This window comes from Frankia sp. BMG5.60, assembly GCF_059428125.1.
Genome location: NZ_CM182091.1, coordinates 6,506,997 through 6,527,191 on the forward strand (window position 1 = coordinate 6,506,997; position 20,195 = coordinate 6,527,191).

Here is a 20,195-nt window from a genome sequence, read left to right on the forward strand (position 1 = left end):
GAACCTCGTATGAACGACCTTCCAGAGTCCAGGGCTCTCGTCACCGGCGGCACGCGCGGGATTGGTGCGGCCATCGCCCGGCACCTCAGCGACGCCGGCGCCCGCGTCGTCGTGTCAGCTCGATCCCGTGGCGACTACGACGGACCCGGCCACTTCGTAGCGGCTGACGTCGCCACCGCGGACGGCCCCCGGCAGCTCGCGGCCGAGGCGGCCGACCACCTCGGCGGCATCGACATCCTCGTCGACAACGCGGCCAGCCAGACCCGCGTTCCCGGCGGCGTCCTGGCGATGGCCGACGCCGACTGGCTCACCGACCTGAACGGGAGCCTGCTGTCGGCTGTCCGGCTGGACCGGGCGGTCGTGCCAGGCATGATCGCTGCCGGTGGCGGCGCCATCGTGCACATCGGCTCCAACGCGGCCCGACTGCCGCAACCGGCCGCGCTCGCGTACGCCTCGGCGAAGGCCGCGCTGGCCACCTACAGCAAGGGGCTCGCCAACGAGGTCGGCCGCAGCAACGTGCGGGTCAACCTGGTCTCGCCCGGCGTGATCGAGACCTCCGCCCTCGCCACCCGGCTGCAGGTCCTCGCCGACGAGTCCGGCACCGATCTCGACACCGCACGCCGGCAGTTCATGACCAACTTCAGCGTCCCGCTCCAGCGGCCCGGCACCGCCGACGACGTCGCCGCGCTCGTCACCTTCCTCGTGTCTCCGGCCGCCAGCTACCTGACCGGCACCAACCACGTGATCGACGGAGGACTGCTTCCCACCGTCTGACCGCCTCGCGCGGTTGAGCGTCGCCGGCGGACTCCACACGGGGTTCCGCGGAACCGCGCCACACGCCCCGCGTCCGGACACCAGCTTCGACCCGCGCCGGGTCGCCCGCGGGGCCGGACTCGCTCTGGCGCACCCGCGCGTTCATGGCGCCCACGGTGCTCGCGCATTCGGCGGGAACGTCGTGCACGGTCAAGAACCGTCGTCGTGGAACCTGTCCAGTTCGGCGTTCCAGTCGACGTGGTCGCCCTCCTCGCCGGAGGGCACCGCCGCCAACGTGTCGTTGATGAACGCGGTGACCTGTTCGTGGCGGAGCTGGACCTCGGTGTGCCGGGACGCCGACTTCAGCGACAGGACCAGCAGCCGGGTCCCGTCGTGGAACGCCGGGCGCACTTCCACGGCGCCGACACCGGTCGGCCGCCGGGCGCCGTCGATCAGGAGCTGACGGGCGAACGTCCAGGTGACCGTCTGCACGGTGCTCGTCCGCAGCCGCAGGCTGACGGCAAACGGATCGGCCCGATCGAAGCGGAGCGCCGCCGGCAACGGCGCGCGGGTGCCGTCCGGCTGGACGAGAAAGGCCGACAGCTTCGACTCGAAGGGGTTCGCGACCGGCGGACGGCGCTGTGACATGCCACCCTCCCGCTTCCACCTGTGCCGACCGCCGAACGACGCGGCGGTCCGCCGACCCGACCCGACATCCCCGTCCATCGTCACACGTCGACGCCACCTCCGTGCGCCCGCGTCCCGGATGGGCCGACGAGCAGCCGTGGCGAACATGGTCCGCACGCGGATGCCCCGGTCACGCGTCGTGGCTGGTTGAGCCGGTGGGCACGGTCGAGCGGGAGGTGGTGAGAATGCCGAGGTGGGACGGGTCGGCGGCCGCCGCCACGTCCGTTCCCGTCCATTCGGGAAATGACGGATGGACGGGCGACGGCTCCGGCGGGATCCCCGAATCCGCGCGACTTCCGATCCTTGCGGCGACTATGCTGACGCCAGGCGCATCGCGAGTCCGTCAGCGGGCGAAACTGCCGGGACCGTGAGTTCCAGGGTGCGTGGGAGGTGGGGGTGGAATGAGCCAGGGTACCGGCATCACGGTTCAGGGCGGCCTCCTGTACATCGATCGTGATGTCTACAATCTCAGCACCATAACCAGGGTCTCCAGAATCGAGCGAAGGATAGGCTTTCAGGGCGGACTCGGGGCGGCACTGCTGGCGAAATGGCGGTGGTATCTGCCGCTGGCCGTCGGCGCCTTCGTGAATCTGCTGTTCCTCGGCAACCGCGGGTTGGCGTTTCCGGCCAGCATCATCCTCGTGCTGGCCTCGGTCCTACTGGTCGTCGGCGTTCCGGCCGCCCTGGCCGGGGTCGTCCAGGCATTCATGATGGGTGGGCGGGGGTACACGCTCCACTCGATCGTCCTCGAGGCGGCCGGAGTCCCGGTGGAGGTGGTCGTCGGCGGTGACCCGGTCGCGATCAGCCATCTCGCCGACCTGATCGCGAAGGCGGTCGAGAACCCACGGGCGAACCAGGTGAACACCTATTACAATAACATCACGACCAGCGTCGGCAGGATCGATCATCTGGATAACCGTGGCGGCCGGCTCGGTTCGACGATCAATCATCAGCACGGCGACCATCAGTAGTACCGAAAGCCGACGAAGGACGGGGATCCGACGATGGCGTCTGACAGCCACGATCCGCAGCCCAACTCCCTCGCCGTCAGTCTCGGCGATGTCGGTACCCTCGACAACCGGGGCGGCTTCCTCGGCGCGCAGTTGAACCTGGGGTCCGTCGGCGCCGAGCAGTCTCGGGCTGAGCGTCCCGCCGCGACACCGCATGGCGCGTCGGACGTCGCCCGGGGCGCAGGTCCGGACGCCGAGGGTGCGGGCGGCGAAACGGGACTGTCCGAGGTCGAGATCTCTGAGCTGGCTATGATCTACAGTTCGCGGCCGTCGGCCGGTCGGTTGCTGGTACGCGCGGGTCTTCCGCTGCAGCGGGTGCCGGAATGGGCGGGCGACGCGGCCGAGTTCTGGCGCGGCCTGAGTGACCTGTTGACCTTCGGTATCCTGGTCGACGGCCGGCGGCGAATACTGCGCGCGGCGCTCGATGACTTTCCCGCGAACCGCGTTCTTGCATCGGCCCTGGGAGTCCGGCGCCCCGCGCCAGAAGTGTAGGGGTCGATCCGCACTCGGTGATTCGCCGGCTCTGCACCGCGATCCGCCGAACTTTGTATTCTCACACGCCGATTAGTCCAAACTCAACCCATTTATGGTGTGTACGCCGGATTCGCAATAGCGTCGTGGCCATGAGATCACGGAGATGGAGACGGTGGATCACGCTGCCCGCGGTGGTCGCGGCGAGCGCGCTGGTCGGCCTGGCCATCGCGGGTTCCCCGGCGCAGGCGGCGACGTGCACGGCGCTCGGGGCCACCAGCGACGACGGATCGTCCGTCACCTGTGTCACCTATCCAACGTCGGGCGACACGCGACTGGTCGACCTCACCGTCCATTCGGCGGCCATGAACGCGAACGAGATCGTGCGGCTCCTGCTGCCGACCGGCTATGACCCGCAGGCCGACCGGACCTGGCCGACGCTGTACCTGCTGCACGGCGCGGGCAGCGGGACGTCCGGCCACGTCGACTGGACCACCAGTACCGACGTCGAAAGCCAGACCGCCGGACACGGCGTGATAGTCGTCATGCCCGACGGCGGGAACGTCGGCTACTACAGCGACTGGATCGCCGATCCGCAGAAGTGGGAGACGTTCCACCTGGTCGAGCTGCGGCAGTTGCTCGAACGCAATTACCACGCCGGTCCCGACCGGGCGATCGCCGGCCTGTCGATGGGTGGGTTCGGCGCGGTGTCCTACGCGGCCCGGCATCCCGACGACTTCAAGGCGGTGGCGTCCTACAGCGGCGCCCTCCACCCCTACGCCGACTACCCGACCATCAGGACGCAGGTGTGGTCGGCCGGCAAGGACGTCAGGCAGCTGTGGGGCGACCCGACGACCACGTCCGGGGCGGCGACCTGGCAGCAGCACGACCCGTACTACCTGGCGGACAAGCTGACCTCCATCCCGCTCTACGTGTCGTCCGGGGATGGCACCAGGGGCCCGAACGATCCCGACCCCGGCGCCACCAACACGGAGTCGATCGTCAACGCCGAGAGCCAGGCATTCACCCAGAAGCTCAACGACGCCTACGTCGCCGCGCACCCCGGAGCCACCGGCGATCCGCTGCTCACCACCCACTTCTACAGCCCCGGCGTCCACGTCTGGAGCTACTGGACGCAGGAACTGCACGCCTCCCTGCCCCTGCTGCTTTCCGCGATCGGCGCGTAGGGGCGCCCGCGCGGCGGTTCCCGAGGCCGGCGCGCCTGGCGGGAACCGTGGCCGGCAGCGTGCCGGCCGGCAGCGTGCCGGCCGGGAGGGCGGCGCGGAAATCGTTATTCGGTCGGAGATGGCGGGCATCGCGCGGTAGACGGCGCGTGGCGACTCCGTACCTGCCGTCAGGCGGCGGGGAGAGCGAACCGCACGGCGGTCAGTCGTTCCGACAACTCCCACAGTCGGTGGCCGATCTCGGCGTCAGCGGCCGCTGGGGCGATGTGCACCCGCTTCGGTGCCCCGCGCAGCTCGGCGATGCCGTCCGGCCCGATGAACTGCCCGCTTTCCACATCCGGCGCGGTCGCCGCATACAGAGGGGGCAGCGCACCCTGGTCCGGTGACTGGGCGAGCGGGGTGAGAATGCGGCCGAACAGCAGCTTCACCATGCCGACCGGCGCGCTCCTCTGCAGGTTCGTGGAGGTGTATCCGGGGTGGGCGAGCACGCTGCGCACCGGGCTCCCGGCGGCGGTCAGCCGCCGGTGAAGTTCCCAGCCAAAGACGGCGTTGGCGAGTTTCGACTGGTTGTAAAAACCCATGGGTGAGTACCTGCGCTCGCCGGAGATGTCGTCGAAGAAGAGGCGGCCCTGCCGGTGGTTGGTCGAACTCATCGTGACCACCCGGGGGTCGTTCCCGTTCGCCAGCAGGTCGAGCAGCAGGCCGGTGAGCGCGAAGTGGCCCAGGTGGTTGACGGCGAACTGCAGCTCGTGGCCCTGTGCGCTGACCTTCCGGGGCGGTGCCATCACACCGGCGTTGTTGATGAGCACGTCCAGGCGCGCGGTCTCGGCGCGCAACCGGTCGGCGAAGGCGCGGACCGAGTCCAGATCGGCCAGGTCGAGCCGGCGGACCTCGAGGCGGGCGCCAGGCTGCTCGGCGGTGATCTCCGCGACCGCTCGGTGGCCCCTGGCCTCGTCGCGGACAGCCAGGAGCACCTGCGCGCCCTTGTGAGCGAGCGCCCTGGTGGTCGCGAGGCCGAGGCCGCTGTTGGCTCCGGTGACGACGACCACGCGCTTGGTCTGATCCGGAATCTGCTCGACGGTCCAGCTTCGTCGACTCTTCATGCGGCACACATTGCCCTCGGTGGCACCAAGTGTCAAAGTGCTTCTCGATGTCATCAATGGCATGGTGCGTACCATGAGTGCGTGACCGTCCGCCCTGGTGTGAGCCTGGCCCAGCGCAAGCGTCAGCTCGTCTCGGACGTGCTGACCGAGGCCGCGCTGAACTTGCTGGCCCGTCAGGGGTTCGACGAGGTCACGGTCGACGAGATCGTGGCCGCCGCGGGCGTGTCCAAGCGGACGTTCTTCCGGTACTTCGCGTCGAAGGAGGACGTCGTCGTCCATTTCCTGGCGGAGATGGGCACCGGCATGCGTGCGGAACTGGCGGTCCGTCCCACGCAGGAGCCGCCGTCGGTGGCGCTGCGGCACACCGTCTGGGTCTCCATCGACGCCTGCGCCGGCCATGGGGACCGAGCGCTGCGCGTGGTGCAGTTGATCCTGGGCACGCCCGCACTGCTCGCCCGTTTTCTGGAGCGCCAGGCGCAGTGGCGAGACGAGCTGGCATCGGAGGTGGCCCGTCGACTCGACCTCGATCCGGCGACCGATCTGTACCCGCAGATGGCCGCCGGAATGGCCCTGATCGCCTTTGACGCCGTGTTGCGGCGGTGGAGCGACAGCGACGGCGCCGAAGACCCCGCCGCGCTGGCCGACCAGGCCTTCGCCGTCATCTCAACGGCGCTGGACAACCCTCCGCCGACCTGACGATCGCGTAACTCCGAGCCTGGGAGGCGGGATCACCGCGAGTCGGGCGGGGAGGCGGCCAGCGCCGTCCATCCATGCTCCAGCAACGCGAAGATCCGCGTGAGGGCGGCGGTGTCGGGGTGCCCGCCGCTCTCGGGGGCGGTGTCGATCTCGGCCGCGGGGTCGATGCCGGTGCCGGTGCGCGTGGCGGCGAGGTTGGCGGCTTCCAGGGCGAAGCGGGCGAGGGCCAGGCAGGCCGGGTCGTCCGCGGGCAGTCCGCTGGACTCGGCGATCGCCGCCGCCAGTGCGGTCTCGTGGCGCAGCCACATCCGGCGGGAGTGCTCGCGCAGCTCGGGCGTGCCGTCGACCAGGGCGTGGAAGTCGCGCAGGCGCGGGTCGGCCCGGCGCTCGGCCGACCGGGCGCTGGTCAGGTGATCGCGCAGGGCCTGGGGGATCGGCTGGCCGGGGGGCCGGTCGCGGACGGCGGCGACGAGGGCGGCCTCGCGGTCGGCGTCCTCGTCGAACAGCAGCGCCACCTTGCCCTCGGGGAAGTGCTTGAACAGCGTCGTCACCGACACGTCCGCCGCCTCGGCCATCGCGCCCGACGCCCCGGCGGGGATCCTCGCCCACCTGGCGTCCCGGCAGTAACGGGCGCTGCCCGCCGACCGGGTGACGGCGGGCCGGGTGCGGGTGGCGCGCGCGGGTGGGGCGTTCTGGGAGAAACTGGACCAGCGCGGCCCGATCGGCGGATGCCGCGACTGTGAGGAGGCGGTCACCATGATCCGGTTCAGCGTGCTGTACCCGAGGACCGAGGGCGCGACGTTCGACCACGACTACTACCGGGACAAGCACATCCCGCTGGCCAGCGCCACGTGGGGCATCTCGGGGGTCGAGATCGACCGTGGGTTGGACGGCCCCTACGTCGCCGCCTCGCACTTCCGGTTCGCGTCGATGGAGGAGATGCAGGCGGCGATGTCCCGCGGCGACAGGGAGGCGATCGTCGCTGACGTCGCGAATTTCACCACGATCACACCGGTGATGCAGACCAGCGAGGTGACGGGCTGAGCAGGGCGACGCCCGGCACCAACCCCGAGCGCGCCCGGGTCCTCGCCGACGTCTTCGCCGCCGCCTTCGGCGAGTTGATGGCGGCAGAGCCCGGGGCGTTCCGGCGGAAGTTCCGCAAGATGGCGGCGACGCCGTTCGCCTTCTACCGGGGTTCGGCGGCGCTGTTCTACGCCGACGTCCACGCCCTCGACGACCCGTTCCTGGACGAGCGGACCAGCCGGATCTGGATCCACGGCGACCTGCACGCGGAGAACTTCGGCACGTACATGAGCAGCAACGGCGTGCTCGTGTTCAACGTCAACGACTTCGACGAGGCCTACGTCGGCCCCTTCACCTGGGACCTGCGGCGCCTCGTCGCGAGCCTGGCCCTGCTGGGACGCGCCAAGGCTCTCAGCGACGCGGTGATCACCCGGCTCGTCGAGGCGTGCGTGGGCGCCTACGCCGACCGGATCCGCGAGCTTGCCGAGGGCGGTGACGCGCCGTCGTCCGACCTGCTGACGCTCGCGACGACTTCGGGAGTGGTCCACGCGTTCCTCCAGCAGGCGCGGCGCTCAACCAGGGTGGGGCTGCTCGACGAGCTCACCGTGGTCGAGGGCCACGACCGTCGGTTCGCCCGGGGCGACGGCATCAGCCCGGTGGACGAGGCCACCCAGGCGGGCGTCCTCGCCGCGTTCGAGCGCTATGTGGACACGGTGCCGCCGGACCGGCGCACCCGCCCGGTGTCGCTGACCGTCAAGGACGTCGTGCTGCGCCGCGGGGTGGGCATCGGCAGCGCCGGTCTGCCGTCGTACAGCCTGCTTGTCGAGGGGCAGACGGAGGCGCTGGACAACGACGTCGTCCTGTACATGAAGCAGGGACAGGTCCCGGCGCTGAGCCGGTTCGTCCCCGACAGACGGATCGCCGACTACTTCCGGCACCAGGGGCACCGCACGGCGCTGTCGCAGCGCGCGTTGCAGGCGCACAGCGACTCCTGGCTCGGCCACACGGAGCTCGACGGCGTCGGCCAGCTCGTCGCCGAGGTGTCGCCGTACGCGCAGGACCTGGACTGGTCGGAGGTGAACGAACCCGAGCAGATGCTCGCCCTGGTCGCCGACCTCGGCCGTTCCACCGCCCGGATGCACGCCGTCGCGGACGACGAGAGCGAGCACGACCTGGTGAGCTTCTCCACCGAGGACGCGATCCACGGCGCGATCTCGCGCGACGCCAAGGCGTTCGTCGCCTCGCTGGTCGACTTCGCCCACGACTACGGCGCCCAGGTCCACCGTGACCACCAGCTCTTCGTCGACATGTTCCGCAACGGCCAGCTCATCGACGTGGGCTGAGTGGGACATGGCGGACGATCGGCGGTCGCTCCCGGACGAGTTGTTCGAGGCACTCAGCCAGGCGGACGCCTGGGCCGGCTGGGAGGAGCAGCCGGCGGACGTGCGGGAGCTGTATGTCAGGTGGGTGTCCCGGCCGCGGCGCGCCGGCGAGCGACGCCTGCGGGCCGAGACGACCGCCTACTACGCCGCCCACGGGGCGCTGGACAAGGGGGTCCAACGCCCGCGTCTGTGGAAGGCGATCGCGTCGGTCCTGCCCTTCTGAGCCACTGACTGCCGCCTGGATGGGCGATGCACGGCAGCCTCTCCGGTGCTGTCACTCCCCGACGGCCACATCCTGGCCGCGAGCAGCCTCCCCGCTGACGGGGTCGTCGCTTACGCGGGGCTGGCACGCACGTACACATTGTCGGAATAGGAGTGGGCCCGGACGTCGAACGGCCCGCCACAGGTGATCAGGACTAGCTGTCGTGGGCCCTGCGCTCCGGCGAAGGCCGCCGGATCGACGCCGCCGGCCTTGGCGCGGGCGGAGACCCGCCTGACCCGCCACGCGGTCTGCTGCCCGCCTGCGTCGCTGGTGTAGACGAGGTCTCCGGCGTGCAGGTGGGCCAGCCGTCCAAACGCGAAGGGCGGCATCCCACGCCAGTTCACGTGCCCGACGAGGGTCACCTCCCCGGAGCCGGCGTCCAGCGCGGCCGAACCGGACCACAGCCCGACCTCGGACGGCGCCAGCGGCGGAGTGAGGACGCCGTTGTTCTCGGTCGCCCGACCGATCCTGGCGGTGACACCGAGCGCCGGGATCCGGAGGCTGGATGCCGGCAGATCGGACTGGTGCCGCGGGATCTGGACCGTGTGCGCCCCGCCGGATTCGGGCGACGGCCCGGGCAGGTGCGGCCCGCCCGCCTCGGGCAGGGGGGCGGCCACAGGGGCAGGTGCGGCCGGCCATCCCAGGACGACCAGCGCGATCCCGGCCAGCATGATCCCGGCGAGGGCCAGGGCGCCGAGGACGGACGGCGAGGCGGCCGGGCGTCTCGTGGTCAGGGGTGCCCCACCGTGGTCGGCCGCCCGGCGGCGCGTTGCACCGGCGGTCGCCTCAACGCCGGCGTCTGGTCCGCCGGGCGCCGAGCGCCCCGAGCGCGGCGAGCGCGCAGCCGGCGGTGACCGTGCCGAGTGCGACCAGCTCAAGACCGCTGCGCCCGGGCTCATCGGGCTGCCCCCCCGCCACCGCCACCGGCGGATGGGCATCCTGCTGGCCCCCCGGCGCCGGTGACGCACCACCATGGCCATCCGAGGAACCGGGCTCGGTCCGGCCCGGGCCGCCGCCGAACCCGGTACCCGGGCCAGTGCCGGAGCTGTCACCAGGGCCGGAACCGCCTGCCACCGCGCCGCCGCCCACGATGGCGCCGCCCGCCGCGGGGCCACCGAGGCCGGGGCCACCGAGGCCGGGGCCACCGAAGTCGGGGCCACCGAGGCCGGGGCCACTGAAGTCGGGGTGCTCGAAGTCGGGGTGCTCGAAGTCGGGGTGCTCGAAGTCGGGGTGCTCGAAGCCGGGGTGATCGAAGTCGGGCCCGTCGAAGTCGGGGTGATGGGGAAGAATGCCAGGGAATCCGGGTAGCCACGGCGGGGGCGGGAAGACGACGCCCGGCTTGGCGGTCGGGATCGGCACGCTGGCGAAGGCGGGCGGCGCGAGCACCTGCCCACCCTGAGCGGCTGCGGACGCGTTCGCCACGTTGGTGATGACGCCCGCCGCGACATCCGCGGACGTGATCGTGTGATCAGGAACGGTGCAGGTCACAGCCTGCTTCGGGAGGAGCGACGTGGCGGGGCAGCGGACCGGGCCCGCCTTGGGGTCGTTCACGGTCACCCCGGACACCACCGTGTTCCCGGTGTTCGAGACCGTGATCGTCCAGTGCACCCGGTCACCTGGACCGATCCTGCCGTCCTTGTCCGCGTGCACCACTTTGCCGCGCTTGGTGGCAGCCAGCGCGGGTGTTCCAAGAACGATGAGGCCGACGGTGGTCTGCGCCGAGCCGCCGTCCGCCCTGGCCGGCAGTCCCGGCAGGACGACCGTCATCGCCAGCAGCACGGCCGTCGTCAGTGCCGCCGACAGCGGCCGGTCGGGGAGACCCTTCGGCGTCGCCGGGCCGGCCGGGGGACGACGGATCGGCCGACGGCCGATCATGACGTCGTGGCCGCTGTCGCGCCCGCCGAGTCCAATCAACGGCCTCGTCATCGCACGTTCCCCCACCCGGCGTCATGAGACGTTACTCAGAGTAACATGACGCGGCCATGGCCCGTGGTCAAATCGGCGGTGCCAGGGGTGCGACCGAGGGCAGGTCCGGCCTGTGGCCGCAGGAGCGGCCGGCCCGCGCAACCGTGTTATACGGACGTCGGCGCTGTGCAGACATCGGACGATTTGGCGGGGCGCGGTCGGAGGACGAGGAGCTCGTGACGGTGTCGGTGGCCTGCTCCCCGGACGGCCGCACCCTGGCCAGCGGCGGTCTGGACAGCGCCGTCCGGATCTGGACCCTCGCCTGAGCGGACCGGGTCGGCCCGCGGGTCAACCGGCCGTGACGACGCTCCGTTCGCGGCCCCAGCCCCGGCCATCGAGGTCGGTCAGGACGCGGATCATGTCGTCGTTGGTCTGCCGGGTGGTGGTCCGCACCAGCTCGGTCAGGGCGGGGCCGGCCTTCTCGGGAGAACCGCAGTCGAAGGGCGGCTGCGGGTCGTATTCCATGGCTAGCTGGGCCATTTTCGCGACGTCGTCGCCGAACATCTGCGCGAGCAGCGTGAGGCCGAAGTCAAGGCCGGCGGTGACGCCGCCGCCGGTGATCCGGTTACGGTCGATCACGACACGGTCGTTGACGTTCTCGGCGCCGACCAGGGCCAGCGCGTCGCGGCCGGCCCAGTGGGTGGCAGCCCGGTAGCCCCGCAGCAGTCCGGCGGCGCCGAGGAGCAACGAGCCTCCGCAGACGGCGGTGACGTAGCGGGCCCGCGAGCCTCGGTCGGCGAGGAAGGCGAGGACGTCCTCGTCCGCCGCAGCGGCCTGGTCCCGCCCGCCGGGGACGAACAGGACCTCGACGTCCGGCGGGCAGTCGGCCAGGGTCGTCGTCGGGATCACCGCGACGCCGGTGTCGGACATGACCGGGTCGAGCGTCCGCCAGACCAGATGCACCTCCATGACGGGGGCGAGAGCGGTCTGCGGGCCGATCAGATCGAGCAGGGTGAGCCCGGGGTACAGCAGCATCGCAGCCCGTGGCGGGGTGGGCGTGTCGGCCGTGCGATCGGTCATCGATAACTCCTCCGGTTCGGCGGTAAACCGCGTAATACGAGGCTGGCCCGTCTCCCGACCCCGGAATGCGGGGTCGGTGCCGACGCTATCGATGCGGTGCGACGCCGACCGCCGGCCGGCGTGACAATGTTCGACGGGAAATTGCCAGCCTGATCGATGGCCGGGCGGCGCGTCCACGCCGAGGATTCAGTGCGCCGCCGCCCAGGGGCCGACGCCGCCGGCGCGGTTGATCGAGTAGCGCAGGATGAACCCGTCGCCCTTCGGGCCCGGGAAGTCGACGTCCGGGTTCACTTGACTTCCTCCTCCTCGGGAACGAGGGGGATTCCCGGTGGCGGTCATGCCGCCTTCCCGGGCGCCGCGTCGGTCAGCGCCGCGTCATCGATCGGTGTCGTCCGCTGCCTCCTGCTCCATGAAGGCCCGGTCGGCGTGGAAGATCTCCGCAAAGCTCGCGAAGCGTTCCAGGCTACCGTACTTCGGCGTGAACTCCCAGGCCACCCATTCGCCGTCCGGGCCGGGATCGGCCGGATCGAGCAGCCAGAAGTCCTCGCCGCTCGCGATCACCAGCGATCGACGGAAGATCGGCAGCGGGTCGTTGGGGTCCTGTTCGTCGTTATGTGGCTCCTCGTAGAGGTCGATGAAACCGGCGCCGTCTACGGTGTCGCGGAACCAGTCGACGTCGGTGCTCGCGTGCAGCTCGTCGACCCACCCGGCGAGGTTGGGCCATCCGTCGCTTGTCGCCAGAAAGCTGCGGAAGGTCGGCGGGAAACGGACCGCCAGGCGTTGCTCGGCCGCCACCACCGTCTGCTCGGCCGCCGGCTCGTGACCCGCCCAACGTTGCTGGATCTGCTCGTCAGAGAGCTCGCCTGGAGCGGCCGTGCGCAGACACGTCTCGCTGTACTCGCGCAGATAATCGCGCCACTGCTCGGGGGTCGTCAGCGCGGGTGCGGCCAGGGGCGCGTCGCCGTCGGCGAGATTCGACATGAATCCGGCCTCCTTGTCGGGAACGTCGGTATTCTGCTATTCGACAAGCTATCACGGGCCGATGTTCGCCCCGGACGAGCGCAATGTTGTTTCCCGCGGAATCGACCTGCCGCAACGAAAGTTCGTTCGCGGCTCCCGGCTTTGGCCGATGAGTTCGGTGAGGGCACGGGCATGCCGTCCTTCGTCCGCCGGCATACCGGCGGCCGAGGTTCAGCGCGCCGCCGCCGCCCAGGGGCCGATGCCGCCGACGCGGTCGATCGAGTAGCGCAGGACGAGGCCCTCGCCCTTCGAGCCTGGGAATTCGGCCTCCGGGTTTATGTAGACCTTCGCCAGGTCGTTCAGCAGGTCCCAGGCGCCGCCGGTCGTGACGGTGGCCGTCGCGCGCAGGACGGCGTACTCGGCCAGGTAGGCTTCCGGCACCCTCGGCGCGGAGAAGGAAAGCACCACGCGGGGATCGCGTTCTACGTTGCGCACCTTCACGTAGCGGCCCATATGGCCGCTGACGACGTCGTCGCCGTCCAGGCCGATCCAGATGACGCTTACCTGCGGGCTGCCGTCCGGATTGATCGTCGTCAGGTGCGCGAGCGGACCACTGGAGATCAGGTCACGGAGTTCCGGTATCAGCAGCGTCATCGCTCGATGCTCCCATCCATGTCGATCAGCCTAGCAACTGTCGGGAAATCCCCCGCGCAATGACGGGGTGAGGCGCGGCCGCCGTTCTCGCTTAGCCGGTCTCGGGGCCGGTGGCGACGGGACGGTCGGGCAGGTTGGACCACTGGGACCAGGAGCCCGGGTACAGCGCCGCGGGGTGACCGGCGATGGCCAGCGCCGCGACCTCGTGGGCGGCGGTCACGCCAGAGCCGCAGTACACCCCGACGGGCCGCTCGCCGGTGACGCCGAGCGCCGCGAACCGGCGGGCGAGCTCGGCGGGGGAGCGGAACGTCCCGTCGGCGCCCAGGTTGTCCCCGGTCGGGGCGCTGTGCGCGCCGGGGATGTGCCCGGCGACCGGGTCGACCGGCTCGACCTCGCCGCGGTAGCGCTCCCCGGCCCGGGCGTCGAGCACGATCCCGTCGCGGGCCAGCGCCGCGACCCCGTCGGCGTCCAGCGCCGGCAGCGCGCCGGGGACGAGGGTGATGTCCCCGGGCGGCGGCTGGACCGGCTCCGTCTGGAGCGTCCCGCCCGCGGCCGTCCAGGCGGCGAGCCCGCCGTCGAGGATCAGCACCGGCTCGACCGAGGCCCAGCGCAGCAGCCACCAGGCCCGCGCCGCCGACATCGCGCCCGAGTCGTCGTAGACGACGACGGTGTCCCCGGCGGACAGCCCCCAGCCGCGGGCGGCGCCCTGCAGCGCGGCCACGTCCGGCAGCGGATGGCGGCCCTGCGCGGGCACGGGCGGCGCGGCGAGCTCGGTCTCGAGGTCCACGAAGACGGCCCCGGGGATGTGCCCGGCCAGGTACCCCTCCCGCCCGGGCGGACCGCCGAGCTGCCAGCGGACGTCGAGCACCCGCGCAGGCCGCGCGGAGTCGAGGAGCCGGGCCAGGTCCGTCGCGGAGATCAGTACATCGCTCATGCCCCGGACGCTACTGTCGGGGGCCCGGCACCGCGCCGCGCCCGTCCGCGCCGACTGGGTCCCTAGTCCTGATTTGTCGCCCGGGACGGATTCGTGCGAGGCTCGGCGCGATGGCGATCGGGGTCGACGGGGTGCGGGTCGGGCACTGGACCGATCCGGTGGGTGTCACCGGATGCACGGTGGTGGAGCTGCCGGTGGGCACGGTGGCCTCGGCGGAGGTGCGCGGCGGGGCGCCGGCCTCGCGCGAGCTCGATGCCCTGGCGCCGCAGATGGCGCTTGCCCGCATCGACGCCGTGCTGCTGACCGGCGGTTCGGCGTTCGGCCTGGCCGCCGCGGACGGGGTGATGCGCTACTACGCCGAGCGCGGCCGCGGCGTGCCCACGAGCGGGGGCCCGGTGCCGGTCGTCCCGGCGCTGGCCCTGTTCGACCTCGCCGTCGGCGCGCCCACCGCCCGCCCGACCGCCGATGCCGGCTACCTCGCCGCGCGGGCGACCGGCGGCGAGCAGGTGCTGCGCGGCCGGGTCGGCGCGGGCACGGGGGCGTACGCGAGCCAGTGGCGCGGGCCCGAGCACCGGCGTCCCGGGGGGCTCGGGCACGCGTACCGGTGCCGCGGCGAGGTCAGCGTCGCCGCGTTGTGCGTGGTCAACGCGTTCGGGGACGTCGACCACGGCGGCGACCCCGTCCCCCTCGACGCCGCCGAGTCGCAGTGGCGACCGTTCGACCTCGCGGCCGGGCGGACCCACACCACGATCGGGGTCGTCGTCACCAACGCCCGCCTGGACAAGACGAGCTGCCTGCTGGTTGCGCAGGGCGCCCACGACGGGCTGGCGCGGGCCATCACTCCGCCGCACACCCGCCTCGACGGCGACGCCTTCGTCGCCGCGGCAACCGGCCGGGTCGAGGCCGACGTCGACCTCGTCCGCCTGCTCGCACTGGCCGCCGTCACCGCCGCCATCCGCTCCGTCGACCGCTCGCCCTGACCGGCGGCGTCCACGGACTCCGCCGTCTGGCTGTCGACGGCGTCCTATTGGCTCAAAGAGGACGGGAACAACATCACCGTCGCACTCGCACGTGAGATCTCCGGCCGCATCCCGACCGACCGGCCGGCACCTGCAGATGATTCGGTGGCCGGACACGAACTACCAGGGTGACAACCCGGGGTTCCCACCAGGCGACGCGATCTACCGGCCGTTCCAGGAGATCGTCGCTCCCGCGGGGTCCTGCTGGCGGAGGTCAGCCAGCCTGGGGCCGCGGGAGACGCGGTCAAGCGGTCAACGGGTGGGGCGACGCCGCCGCTGGTTGTGCCGGGTGGGGGCGGTGCCGGGCCGGCGCCGGTTCGGGGCGGCCGGCTCGTCGGCGTCCTGCGTGGTCGCGGCCGGCGCCGAGTCTGACGGCGGAGCCTGGAAGACGACCCTGGCGACCTGGGCGACCGAGACCGGGTGCGCGCTGGCCTCCGCGGCGGGCCGGGCGAAGTCGGGGATCCGGAAGGGGCGGGTCGTCGGCGGCGGAAGCTCGCGCCTCGGCTGCGACCGGGCTGCCCGCGTCCCGGAGAAAGGATGAATCGATGAGGTGGCGATGAGGGGTGTCTCGCTTTCGGGAACGGATCGTCGGATGACGATCGGTATGGCGACCACGCGGGAGCCGTCGTCCGCGGCGCAATGCCTGCGGACCGACACGACCCGTGGGCGGGCCGTCAGAGCCGGTACATCCGGCTGAACGGGCTCGGGATGCGTTCCTGCCGGGAGCCGAAATCAACATCCACGGAGGTGTCTCCGGTGACCCCGATAACCCGGCCGAGCCCGTACACGTCATGCGTGACGCGGTCACCGACCGAGAACCGCTCCTGGGCGGGGACCGCCGGAACCTTGAAAGGGCTGTTGGGTAGGCGACGTCGGGGCACCGCTGACTCGGTCATCACCTCCAGTATGCACGTCCGCGCGGCGATGGCCAGTCGCCGGCCGCGCCGGGGCCGGGCCGTCACCCATCGGTGGCCGGAAAGGGTGCGTACGCGCGGCTAGTCTGTGTGCTGTGGAACGCGGGCCGGCGGAGGGACGGGCCCATCCGACGCAGGACTTGGGTACACGGGTGGCCGACCCCGTCCGCCTGGCCGCCGTCCGCGGGTGCGGTCTGCTCGACACCGACCCGGAAGAGCCGTTCGACCGGCTGACCAGGCTGGCCGCGATGATGCTGGACGCTCCGCTGGCGATGCTCACAGTGATCGACGACCGGCACGCCTTCGTCAAGTCCCGGGCCGGCGTCAGGTTCGAGGCCGGCGGGAAGTTCGAGGCCGGCGTGGATCCGGCGGCCCGGACCGGCCGGCGTCACGCGCTCGCCGAGGCGTTGTGCCCATTGGTCATCGACGCGGCCGGGCCGCTCGCCGTGCCCGACACGGCGGCGGACACCCGTACCCGGGGCAACCCGATGAACGTCACGCTCGGGGTGGCGGCGTGGGCCGGCCATCCCGTCTTCAGCCCGGATCGTCAGATCGTCGGGGTCTTCAGCGTCGCGGACGACCATCCGCGCCCGTGGACCGCCCGCGACCTCACCATCCTGGAGACGTTGTCCGAGGCGGCCTCCGGCGAGATCGCGTTGTGGGCCACGCTCGCGCGCGCCACCGAGCTGGCCCGCACCCTGCAGGCGAGTCTGCTGCCGCCCCGACTGCCCGAGGTGCCGGGCCTGGATCTGTCGGCCCGGTACCGGCCGGCCGGCGACGGCTCCCAGGTGCTCGGTGACTTCTTCGACGTCTTCGACACCGGGCCGGCCGGTCTGGGCGTCGTGCTCGGCGACGTCGCCGGCAAGGGCGTCGAGGCGGCCCGGGTGACCGCCCTGGCCCATTACACGATCCGGGCGGCGGCGAGCCACAGCTCCAGTCCCGCCGCCATCCTGGGCCAGCTCAACACGGCACTGCTGACGCAGCGCCCGGACAGCGAACGCTTCCTGACCGCCGCCTATCTGGACGTCCGCAACGCGCGCTCGGGCCGCCGGCTCACCCTGTGCTCGGCCGGCCACACCCCCGTCCTGCTGCGCCGCGCCGACGGTGACGTACGGCCGGTCGGCGTGCACGGCCTCGTGCTCGGGCTTTTCGACGACGCCGATCTGGTCGACACCCCGATCCGGCTGAATCCGGGCGACATGCTCCTGCTCTACACCGACGGCGTCACCGAGGCGCGCCGCGGCCGCGAACAGTACGGCGACGAACGCCTCCGCTCCCTGCTCAGCGGCCTGGGCCCGGTCACCGCCGAACGGCTGACGGCGGCGGTCGAGGCCGAGGTCCTCGACTTCGCCGAGGGCGCACCGCACGACGACATCGCCATCCTCGCGCTCGGACTGCCGAGCGGACCCGGCTCCCGCTGACCGGACCGGCACCCCCGAGGGCCACCCGGCCCGCGGGGGAACGTGGGCGGGGATGCGGTGGCTGCGCTCCCCTGTAGGCCGTCTCCGCGCACCGGACAGGGGCTGATGAACGGCTGCACTAGGACGGCGGCGGTGGCGGTGGCGGTGGGGGTGGGGGCAGCGCGCCCTCCTCGTGATCGAGCTCGTCCTCGAGCAGGCGAAGGGAGGCGTCGGACAGGTGGCCGGTGTCCCGCCAGAGCTGGAGCTCGTCGCGTTCCGCCTCGATCATCGTGCGGCGAACCCGGCTGAAGGCCTCCGTGAGGCTTGCGGTGGGGGGCCGGCCGGCGTCGGCGCGCTTCAGCGCGCGCAGGCTGTCCTCGCTGCGCCGCTTGCGCTCCTCGGCGACTGTGCGCAGGCGCAGGATGAGATCGTCGGGAAGCTGGCCGCGCTCATGGAGAGCGGCCAGGGTCCGCAGGCCGGCGTCGGCCGCCGCGACCCGGGCGCGGGCGCGCTGCCGCCGGCCCTCGTCGATGTCGGGCCGCACCCCCAGCCGGTGCAGGACCGGTCCGAAGGTGAGCCCCTGGCCGACGAGCGTCACCAGCACCGCGACGTAGGCGCAGAACACCAGCAGGTCCCGGTGCGGGAAACCGGTCCCGTCGATGGACAGTGGCAGTGCGAAGACCGCGGCGAGGGAGATCACGCCGCGCATCCCGGACCAGGACAGCGCCGCCAGCTCTCGGGTCGAGAGGTACGGATGGGGGGACAGGAAGCGCAGCCGGGTCGGCGGCGTCTCGGGGGCCGTCGTCTCAGGGGTCGGCGTCTCGGGGGTCGGCAGCATCGCCGGGAGTAGCAGCCACAGCGGCCGGACCAACACGACCGCGCCGACCGTCACCGCCGTCGCGGCCGCGACCGTCGAGCGCGGATAGTCACCGATCGCCGGGATGACCGCCGCGAGCTGCTGGCCGATGAGCAGGAAGACGAAGCCCTCCAGCAGGAGGTCCACGAGCCGCCACACCGCGCGCGCATGCAGCCGCGCGGGCCCGGACAGCAGGCTGCGGGACTGGGAGCCGAGGACCAGCCCCGCTGTCACCACCGCGAGGACCCCGGAGGCGTGCAGCGCCTGGGCCGGCACGTACGCGGCGAAGGGCGTCGCCAGGGAGACGGTCGTCTCGGTCACCGGGTCCTCGATGCGCCGCCGGAGCTGGCCGATCAACCAGGACACGGCGAGTCCGACGGCGAGCCCGCCGACGACCGCGAGCAGGAAACGTCCGGCGACCCACGAGACGTCGAACCGTCCGTCGACCACCGCGGCCACGGCCACCGTGTAGAGGGTCAGCGCCGTCGCGTCGTTGAAGAGGCTCTCGCCCTCGATGACGGTGCGCAGCCGGTCCGGCAGGCCCACCCGCCGTCCGATCGACAGGGCCGACACCGCGTCGGGCGGCGCCAGCGCCGCCCCGAGGGCGCAGGCGGCGGCGAACGACAGGCCCGGCACCACGGCGACGAGCGCCGCCCCGGTGACCACCGCGGTGACGACGACGAGCAGGACGGACAGCGAGACCACCGCGCGCAGGTTCGCGCGGATCTCCACCAGGCTTGAGCTCAGGGCGGCGGAGTAGAGTAGCGGTGGGATGATCAGTGCGAGGACGAGGTCCGGCTCGAGCCGCACGGTGGGCCCGGGCAGCAACGCGTAGACCGCGCTCGCCACGACCAGCAGCACGGGCGCCGGCAGGCCGAACCGGCGCGCCGTCAGGGCGGCCGTCACCACGAGCGCGACTCCGAGCAGCCCGAAGGCTATCTCTCCCAGCACGTGCCGCCCTCCCAGCACGTGCCGCCCGCGGCCGTACGCGACCCGCGCCGACGGACACCGGCGGCGCGGCCGGGACCGTCAGAGATCAGAACGGCCCTCGGTCAGCCAGGCCTCGACGTCGCGCGCCCGCCACAGGACAAAATGGCCCACGGAGTGGATGGGGGAGGGAAAATCGTCGCGAGCGCACAGCCCACGGGCGCGATGCGCCGAAATCGACAGCCGACGGGCGATATCGGCGGTGGTCCACAGATCGTCTACCGCCATACCGTCATGCTATGCGACAACGGCACGCCCCGGCGCCGCCAGCGGGCGCCCTGCCCCGCCCGCGCCGGGGACCACGGACGGGCGTGCACGGCACCGCGGACGGTCGGTCCCGCTCGGCGTACGCGCCGCATGCGGGTACGCTGGCCGACGTTGCTCTTCTTGGTGCCGCCGGTCACCTTCAGGATGGCACGAGCCATCGACCGGAGCGGATCCGGTCGGCGGAGGTATGGCGGTGTGTCGTGTGGATGCGCCGCGGCAGGAAAAGTAGAGGAGCGACTGTGTCAGCAGGAACCGTGAAGTGGTTCAACGCCGAAAAGGGCTTCGGTTTCATCTCGGTGGACGGTGGGGGCGGCGACGTCTTCGTCCATTTCTCCTCGATTGTGAGTGAGGGCTTCAAGTCCCTCGACGAGGGGCAGCGCGTCAGCTTCGACATCGAGCAGGGCCAGAAGGGTCTGCAGGCCGCCAAGGTCCAGGCCATCGGCTAGTCCGGCGGCTCTCACGGGCCGCCCGTCCCACGGTTCCCGGCCGCGCCGGGAGCGGACGGACGGGCCGCTCGGGCAGGCCGCGTGCCCACCGGCTCACGCGGCCCGCCGCCCGACACCCCTGTCGTCGTCCGCCCCTGTCGTCGTCCGCCCCTGTCGTCGTCGCAGTGCGACGGCATGCGGTTGGCGTCCGATCCCGCCGACC

24 protein-coding genes are annotated in these 20,195 nt (G+C 72.0%); 12 read left to right on the top strand and 12 right to left on the bottom strand.

Going from position 1 to position 20,195, the window contains the following annotated elements:
- Positions 1 to 9: 9 nt before the first annotated feature.
- Positions 10 to 774, top strand: a complete 765-nt coding sequence (locus tag AC5R91_RS26650) for an oxidoreductase (protein WP_495394029.1) — start codon at positions 10 to 12, stop codon at positions 772 to 774.
- Between the two features lie 189 nt (positions 775 to 963).
- On the opposite strand, the gene AC5R91_RS26655 is transcribed toward AC5R91_RS26650, so the two are convergent.
- On the bottom strand, positions 964 to 1,401 hold the full coding sequence (locus AC5R91_RS26655; RefSeq protein WP_495394030.1) for an SsgA family sporulation/cell division regulator: 438 nt from the start codon (positions 1,399 to 1,401) through the stop codon (positions 964 to 966).
- 440 nt (positions 1,402 to 1,841) lie between these two features.
- On the opposite strand from AC5R91_RS26655, the gene AC5R91_RS26660 reads away from it, so the two are divergent.
- From AC5R91_RS26660 to AC5R91_RS26670, 3 genes are all read left to right on the top strand, one after another.
- Positions 1,842 to 2,411: a hypothetical protein gene (locus tag AC5R91_RS26660; protein ID WP_495394031.1), complete on the top strand. Its 570-nt coding sequence runs from the start codon at positions 1,842 to 1,844 to the stop codon at positions 2,409 to 2,411.
- A gap of 33 nt (positions 2,412 to 2,444) precedes the next feature.
- Positions 2,445 to 2,942 (top strand): effector-associated domain EAD1-containing protein, encoded by a 498-nt coding sequence (locus AC5R91_RS26665; protein WP_495394032.1) that lies wholly within the window; start codon positions 2,445 to 2,447, stop codon positions 2,940 to 2,942.
- 131 nt (positions 2,943 to 3,073) lie between these two features.
- Positions 3,074 to 4,108, top strand: coding sequence for an alpha/beta hydrolase (locus AC5R91_RS26670; RefSeq protein WP_495394033.1), 1,035 nt, complete (start codon positions 3,074 to 3,076; stop codon positions 4,106 to 4,108).
- Positions 4,109 to 4,275: 167 nt separating this feature from the next.
- On the opposite strand, the gene AC5R91_RS26675 is transcribed toward AC5R91_RS26670, so the two are convergent.
- Positions 4,276 to 5,208 carry an oxidoreductase gene (locus tag AC5R91_RS26675; protein ID WP_495394034.1) on the bottom strand — a complete coding sequence of 311 codons (933 nt, stop codon included), beginning with the start codon at positions 5,206 to 5,208 and terminating at the stop codon, positions 4,276 to 4,278.
- A 138-nt stretch (positions 5,209 to 5,346) separates the two neighbouring features.
- Here AC5R91_RS26675 and AC5R91_RS26680 point away from each other — a divergent pair, with 138 nt between their 5' ends.
- Positions 5,347 to 5,904, top strand: a complete 558-nt coding sequence (locus tag AC5R91_RS26680) for a TetR family transcriptional regulator (protein ID WP_495394035.1) — start codon at positions 5,347 to 5,349, stop codon at positions 5,902 to 5,904.
- A 32-nt stretch (positions 5,905 to 5,936) separates the two neighbouring features.
- Here AC5R91_RS26680 and AC5R91_RS26685 read toward each other — a convergent pair whose 3' ends face one another.
- Positions 5,937 to 6,659: a TetR/AcrR family transcriptional regulator gene (locus AC5R91_RS26685; protein WP_495394036.1), complete on the bottom strand. Its 723-nt coding sequence runs from the start codon at positions 6,657 to 6,659 to the stop codon at positions 5,937 to 5,939.
- A 1-nt stretch (position 6,660) separates the two neighbouring features.
- On the opposite strand from AC5R91_RS26685, the gene AC5R91_RS26690 reads away from it, so the two are divergent.
- From AC5R91_RS26690 to AC5R91_RS26700, 3 genes are all read left to right on the top strand, one after another.
- Positions 6,661 to 6,948 carry an EthD family reductase gene (locus tag AC5R91_RS26690; RefSeq protein ID WP_495394037.1) on the top strand — a complete coding sequence of 96 codons (288 nt, stop codon included), beginning with the start codon at positions 6,661 to 6,663 and terminating at the stop codon, positions 6,946 to 6,948.
- Between the two features lie 77 nt (positions 6,949 to 7,025).
- Positions 7,026 to 8,270 carry a DUF2252 domain-containing protein gene (locus AC5R91_RS26695; RefSeq protein WP_495394038.1) on the top strand — a complete coding sequence of 415 codons (1,245 nt, stop codon included), beginning with the start codon at positions 7,026 to 7,028 and terminating at the stop codon, positions 8,268 to 8,270.
- Between the two features lie 7 nt (positions 8,271 to 8,277).
- Positions 8,278 to 8,532 (top strand): hypothetical protein, encoded by a 255-nt coding sequence (locus tag AC5R91_RS26700; protein ID WP_495394039.1) that lies wholly within the window; start codon positions 8,278 to 8,280, stop codon positions 8,530 to 8,532.
- Positions 8,533 to 8,642: 110 nt separating this feature from the next.
- On the opposite strand, the gene AC5R91_RS26705 is transcribed toward AC5R91_RS26700, so the two are convergent.
- The 6 genes from AC5R91_RS26705 to AC5R91_RS26730 all read right to left on the bottom strand — a co-directional run bounded on the left by AC5R91_RS26705 (position 8,643) and on the right by AC5R91_RS26730 (position 14,104).
- Positions 8,643 to 9,242 carry a class F sortase gene (locus AC5R91_RS26705; RefSeq protein ID WP_495394040.1) on the bottom strand — a complete coding sequence of 200 codons (600 nt, stop codon included), beginning with the start codon at positions 9,240 to 9,242 and terminating at the stop codon, positions 8,643 to 8,645.
- Between the two features lie 115 nt (positions 9,243 to 9,357).
- A complete protein-coding gene (locus tag AC5R91_RS26710; RefSeq protein ID WP_495394041.1) occupies positions 9,358 to 10,497 on the bottom strand; it encodes a DUF7507 domain-containing protein in 1,140 nt (379 codons plus the stop codon).
- Positions 10,498 to 10,824: 327 nt separating this feature from the next.
- Positions 10,825 to 11,556, bottom strand: a complete 732-nt coding sequence (locus tag AC5R91_RS26715; RefSeq protein WP_495394042.1) for a DJ-1/PfpI family protein — start codon at positions 11,554 to 11,556, stop codon at positions 10,825 to 10,827.
- A gap of 375 nt (positions 11,557 to 11,931) precedes the next feature.
- A complete protein-coding gene (locus AC5R91_RS26720; RefSeq protein WP_495394043.1) occupies positions 11,932 to 12,537 on the bottom strand; it encodes an SMI1/KNR4 family protein in 606 nt (201 codons plus the stop codon).
- A 210-nt stretch (positions 12,538 to 12,747) separates the two neighbouring features.
- Complete coding sequence (locus AC5R91_RS26725; protein ID WP_495394044.1) at positions 12,748 to 13,170, bottom strand: PPOX class F420-dependent oxidoreductase; 423 nt, start codon at positions 13,168 to 13,170, stop codon at positions 12,748 to 12,750.
- 91 nt (positions 13,171 to 13,261) lie between these two features.
- Positions 13,262 to 14,104, bottom strand: a complete 843-nt coding sequence (locus tag AC5R91_RS26730; RefSeq protein WP_495394045.1) for a sulfurtransferase — start codon at positions 14,102 to 14,104, stop codon at positions 13,262 to 13,264.
- 110 nt (positions 14,105 to 14,214) lie between these two features.
- On the opposite strand from AC5R91_RS26730, the gene AC5R91_RS26735 reads away from it, so the two are divergent.
- Positions 14,215 to 15,084, top strand: coding sequence for a P1 family peptidase (locus AC5R91_RS26735; RefSeq protein ID WP_495394046.1), 870 nt, complete (start codon positions 14,215 to 14,217; stop codon positions 15,082 to 15,084).
- A gap of 136 nt (positions 15,085 to 15,220) precedes the next feature.
- Complete coding sequence (locus AC5R91_RS26740) at positions 15,221 to 15,664, top strand: hypothetical protein (RefSeq protein WP_495394047.1); 444 nt, start codon at positions 15,221 to 15,223, stop codon at positions 15,662 to 15,664.
- Positions 15,665 to 15,797: 133 nt separating this feature from the next.
- Here AC5R91_RS26740 and AC5R91_RS26745 read toward each other — a convergent pair whose 3' ends face one another.
- Entirely contained in the window at positions 15,798 to 16,019 is a 222-nt protein-coding gene (locus tag AC5R91_RS26745) for a hypothetical protein (protein ID WP_041940919.1), read from the bottom strand.
- 170 nt (positions 16,020 to 16,189) lie between these two features.
- On the opposite strand from AC5R91_RS26745, the gene AC5R91_RS26750 reads away from it, so the two are divergent.
- Positions 16,190 to 17,458 carry a PP2C family protein-serine/threonine phosphatase gene (locus tag AC5R91_RS26750; RefSeq protein ID WP_495394048.1) on the top strand — a complete coding sequence of 423 codons (1,269 nt, stop codon included), beginning with the start codon at positions 16,190 to 16,192 and terminating at the stop codon, positions 17,456 to 17,458.
- A gap of 118 nt (positions 17,459 to 17,576) precedes the next feature.
- Here the strand turns inward: AC5R91_RS26750 and AC5R91_RS26755 are convergent, their stop codons facing one another.
- Together AC5R91_RS26755 and AC5R91_RS26760 are read right to left on the bottom strand one after the other, a co-directional pair.
- Positions 17,577 to 19,244, bottom strand: coding sequence for a Na+/H+ antiporter (locus AC5R91_RS26755; RefSeq protein WP_495394049.1), 1,668 nt, complete (start codon positions 19,242 to 19,244; stop codon positions 17,577 to 17,579).
- Between the two features lie 78 nt (positions 19,245 to 19,322).
- The gene (locus AC5R91_RS26760; protein WP_495394050.1) at positions 19,323 to 19,508 is read right to left on the bottom strand and encodes a helix-turn-helix transcriptional regulator; all 186 of its coding nucleotides are present in this window, start codon (positions 19,506 to 19,508) and stop codon (positions 19,323 to 19,325) included.
- A 278-nt stretch (positions 19,509 to 19,786) separates the two neighbouring features.
- On the opposite strand from AC5R91_RS26760, the gene AC5R91_RS26765 reads away from it, so the two are divergent.
- Positions 19,787 to 19,993, top strand: coding sequence for a cold-shock protein (locus AC5R91_RS26765; protein ID WP_041939680.1), 207 nt, complete (start codon positions 19,787 to 19,789; stop codon positions 19,991 to 19,993).
- Positions 19,994 to 20,195 lie beyond the last annotated feature (202 nt).

Coding starts and splice junctions, on each gene's coding strand:
- AC5R91_RS26650 (WP_495394029.1), top strand. CDS start 10: ATGAACGACCTTCCAGAGTCCAGGGCTCTCGTCACCGGCGGCACGCGC.
- AC5R91_RS26655 (WP_495394030.1), bottom strand. CDS start 1,401: ATGTCACAGCGCCGTCCGCCGGTCGCGAACCCCTTCGAGTCGAAGCTG.
- AC5R91_RS26660 (WP_495394031.1), top strand. CDS start 1,842: ATGAGCCAGGGTACCGGCATCACGGTTCAGGGCGGCCTCCTGTACATC.
- AC5R91_RS26665 (WP_495394032.1), top strand. CDS start 2,445: ATGGCGTCTGACAGCCACGATCCGCAGCCCAACTCCCTCGCCGTCAGT.
- AC5R91_RS26670 (WP_495394033.1), top strand. CDS start 3,074: ATGAGATCACGGAGATGGAGACGGTGGATCACGCTGCCCGCGGTGGTC.
- AC5R91_RS26675 (WP_495394034.1), bottom strand. CDS start 5,208: ATGAAGAGTCGACGAAGCTGGACCGTCGAGCAGATTCCGGATCAGACC.
- AC5R91_RS26690 (WP_495394037.1), top strand. CDS start 6,661: ATGATCCGGTTCAGCGTGCTGTACCCGAGGACCGAGGGCGCGACGTTC.
- AC5R91_RS26695 (WP_495394038.1), top strand. CDS start 7,026: ATGGCGGCAGAGCCCGGGGCGTTCCGGCGGAAGTTCCGCAAGATGGCG.
- AC5R91_RS26700 (WP_495394039.1), top strand. CDS start 8,278: ATGGCGGACGATCGGCGGTCGCTCCCGGACGAGTTGTTCGAGGCACTC.
- AC5R91_RS26705 (WP_495394040.1), bottom strand. CDS start 9,242: ATGCTGGCCGGGATCGCGCTGGTCGTCCTGGGATGGCCGGCCGCACCT.
- AC5R91_RS26710 (WP_495394041.1), bottom strand. CDS start 10,497: ATGACGAGGCCGTTGATTGGACTCGGCGGGCGCGACAGCGGCCACGAC.
- AC5R91_RS26715 (WP_495394042.1), bottom strand. CDS start 11,556: ATGACCGATCGCACGGCCGACACGCCCACCCCGCCACGGGCTGCGATG.
- AC5R91_RS26720 (WP_495394043.1), bottom strand. CDS start 12,537: ATGTCGAATCTCGCCGACGGCGACGCGCCCCTGGCCGCACCCGCGCTG.
- AC5R91_RS26725 (WP_495394044.1), bottom strand. CDS start 13,170: ATGACGCTGCTGATACCGGAACTCCGTGACCTGATCTCCAGTGGTCCG.
- AC5R91_RS26730 (WP_495394045.1), bottom strand. CDS start 14,104: ATGAGCGATGTACTGATCTCCGCGACGGACCTGGCCCGGCTCCTCGAC.
- AC5R91_RS26735 (WP_495394046.1), top strand. CDS start 14,215: ATGGCGATCGGGGTCGACGGGGTGCGGGTCGGGCACTGGACCGATCCG.
- AC5R91_RS26740 (WP_495394047.1), top strand. CDS start 15,221: ATGATTCGGTGGCCGGACACGAACTACCAGGGTGACAACCCGGGGTTC.
- AC5R91_RS26745 (WP_041940919.1), bottom strand. CDS start 16,019: ATGACCGAGTCAGCGGTGCCCCGACGTCGCCTACCCAACAGCCCTTTC.
- AC5R91_RS26760 (WP_495394050.1), bottom strand. CDS start 19,508: ATGGCGGTAGACGATCTGTGGACCACCGCCGATATCGCCCGTCGGCTG.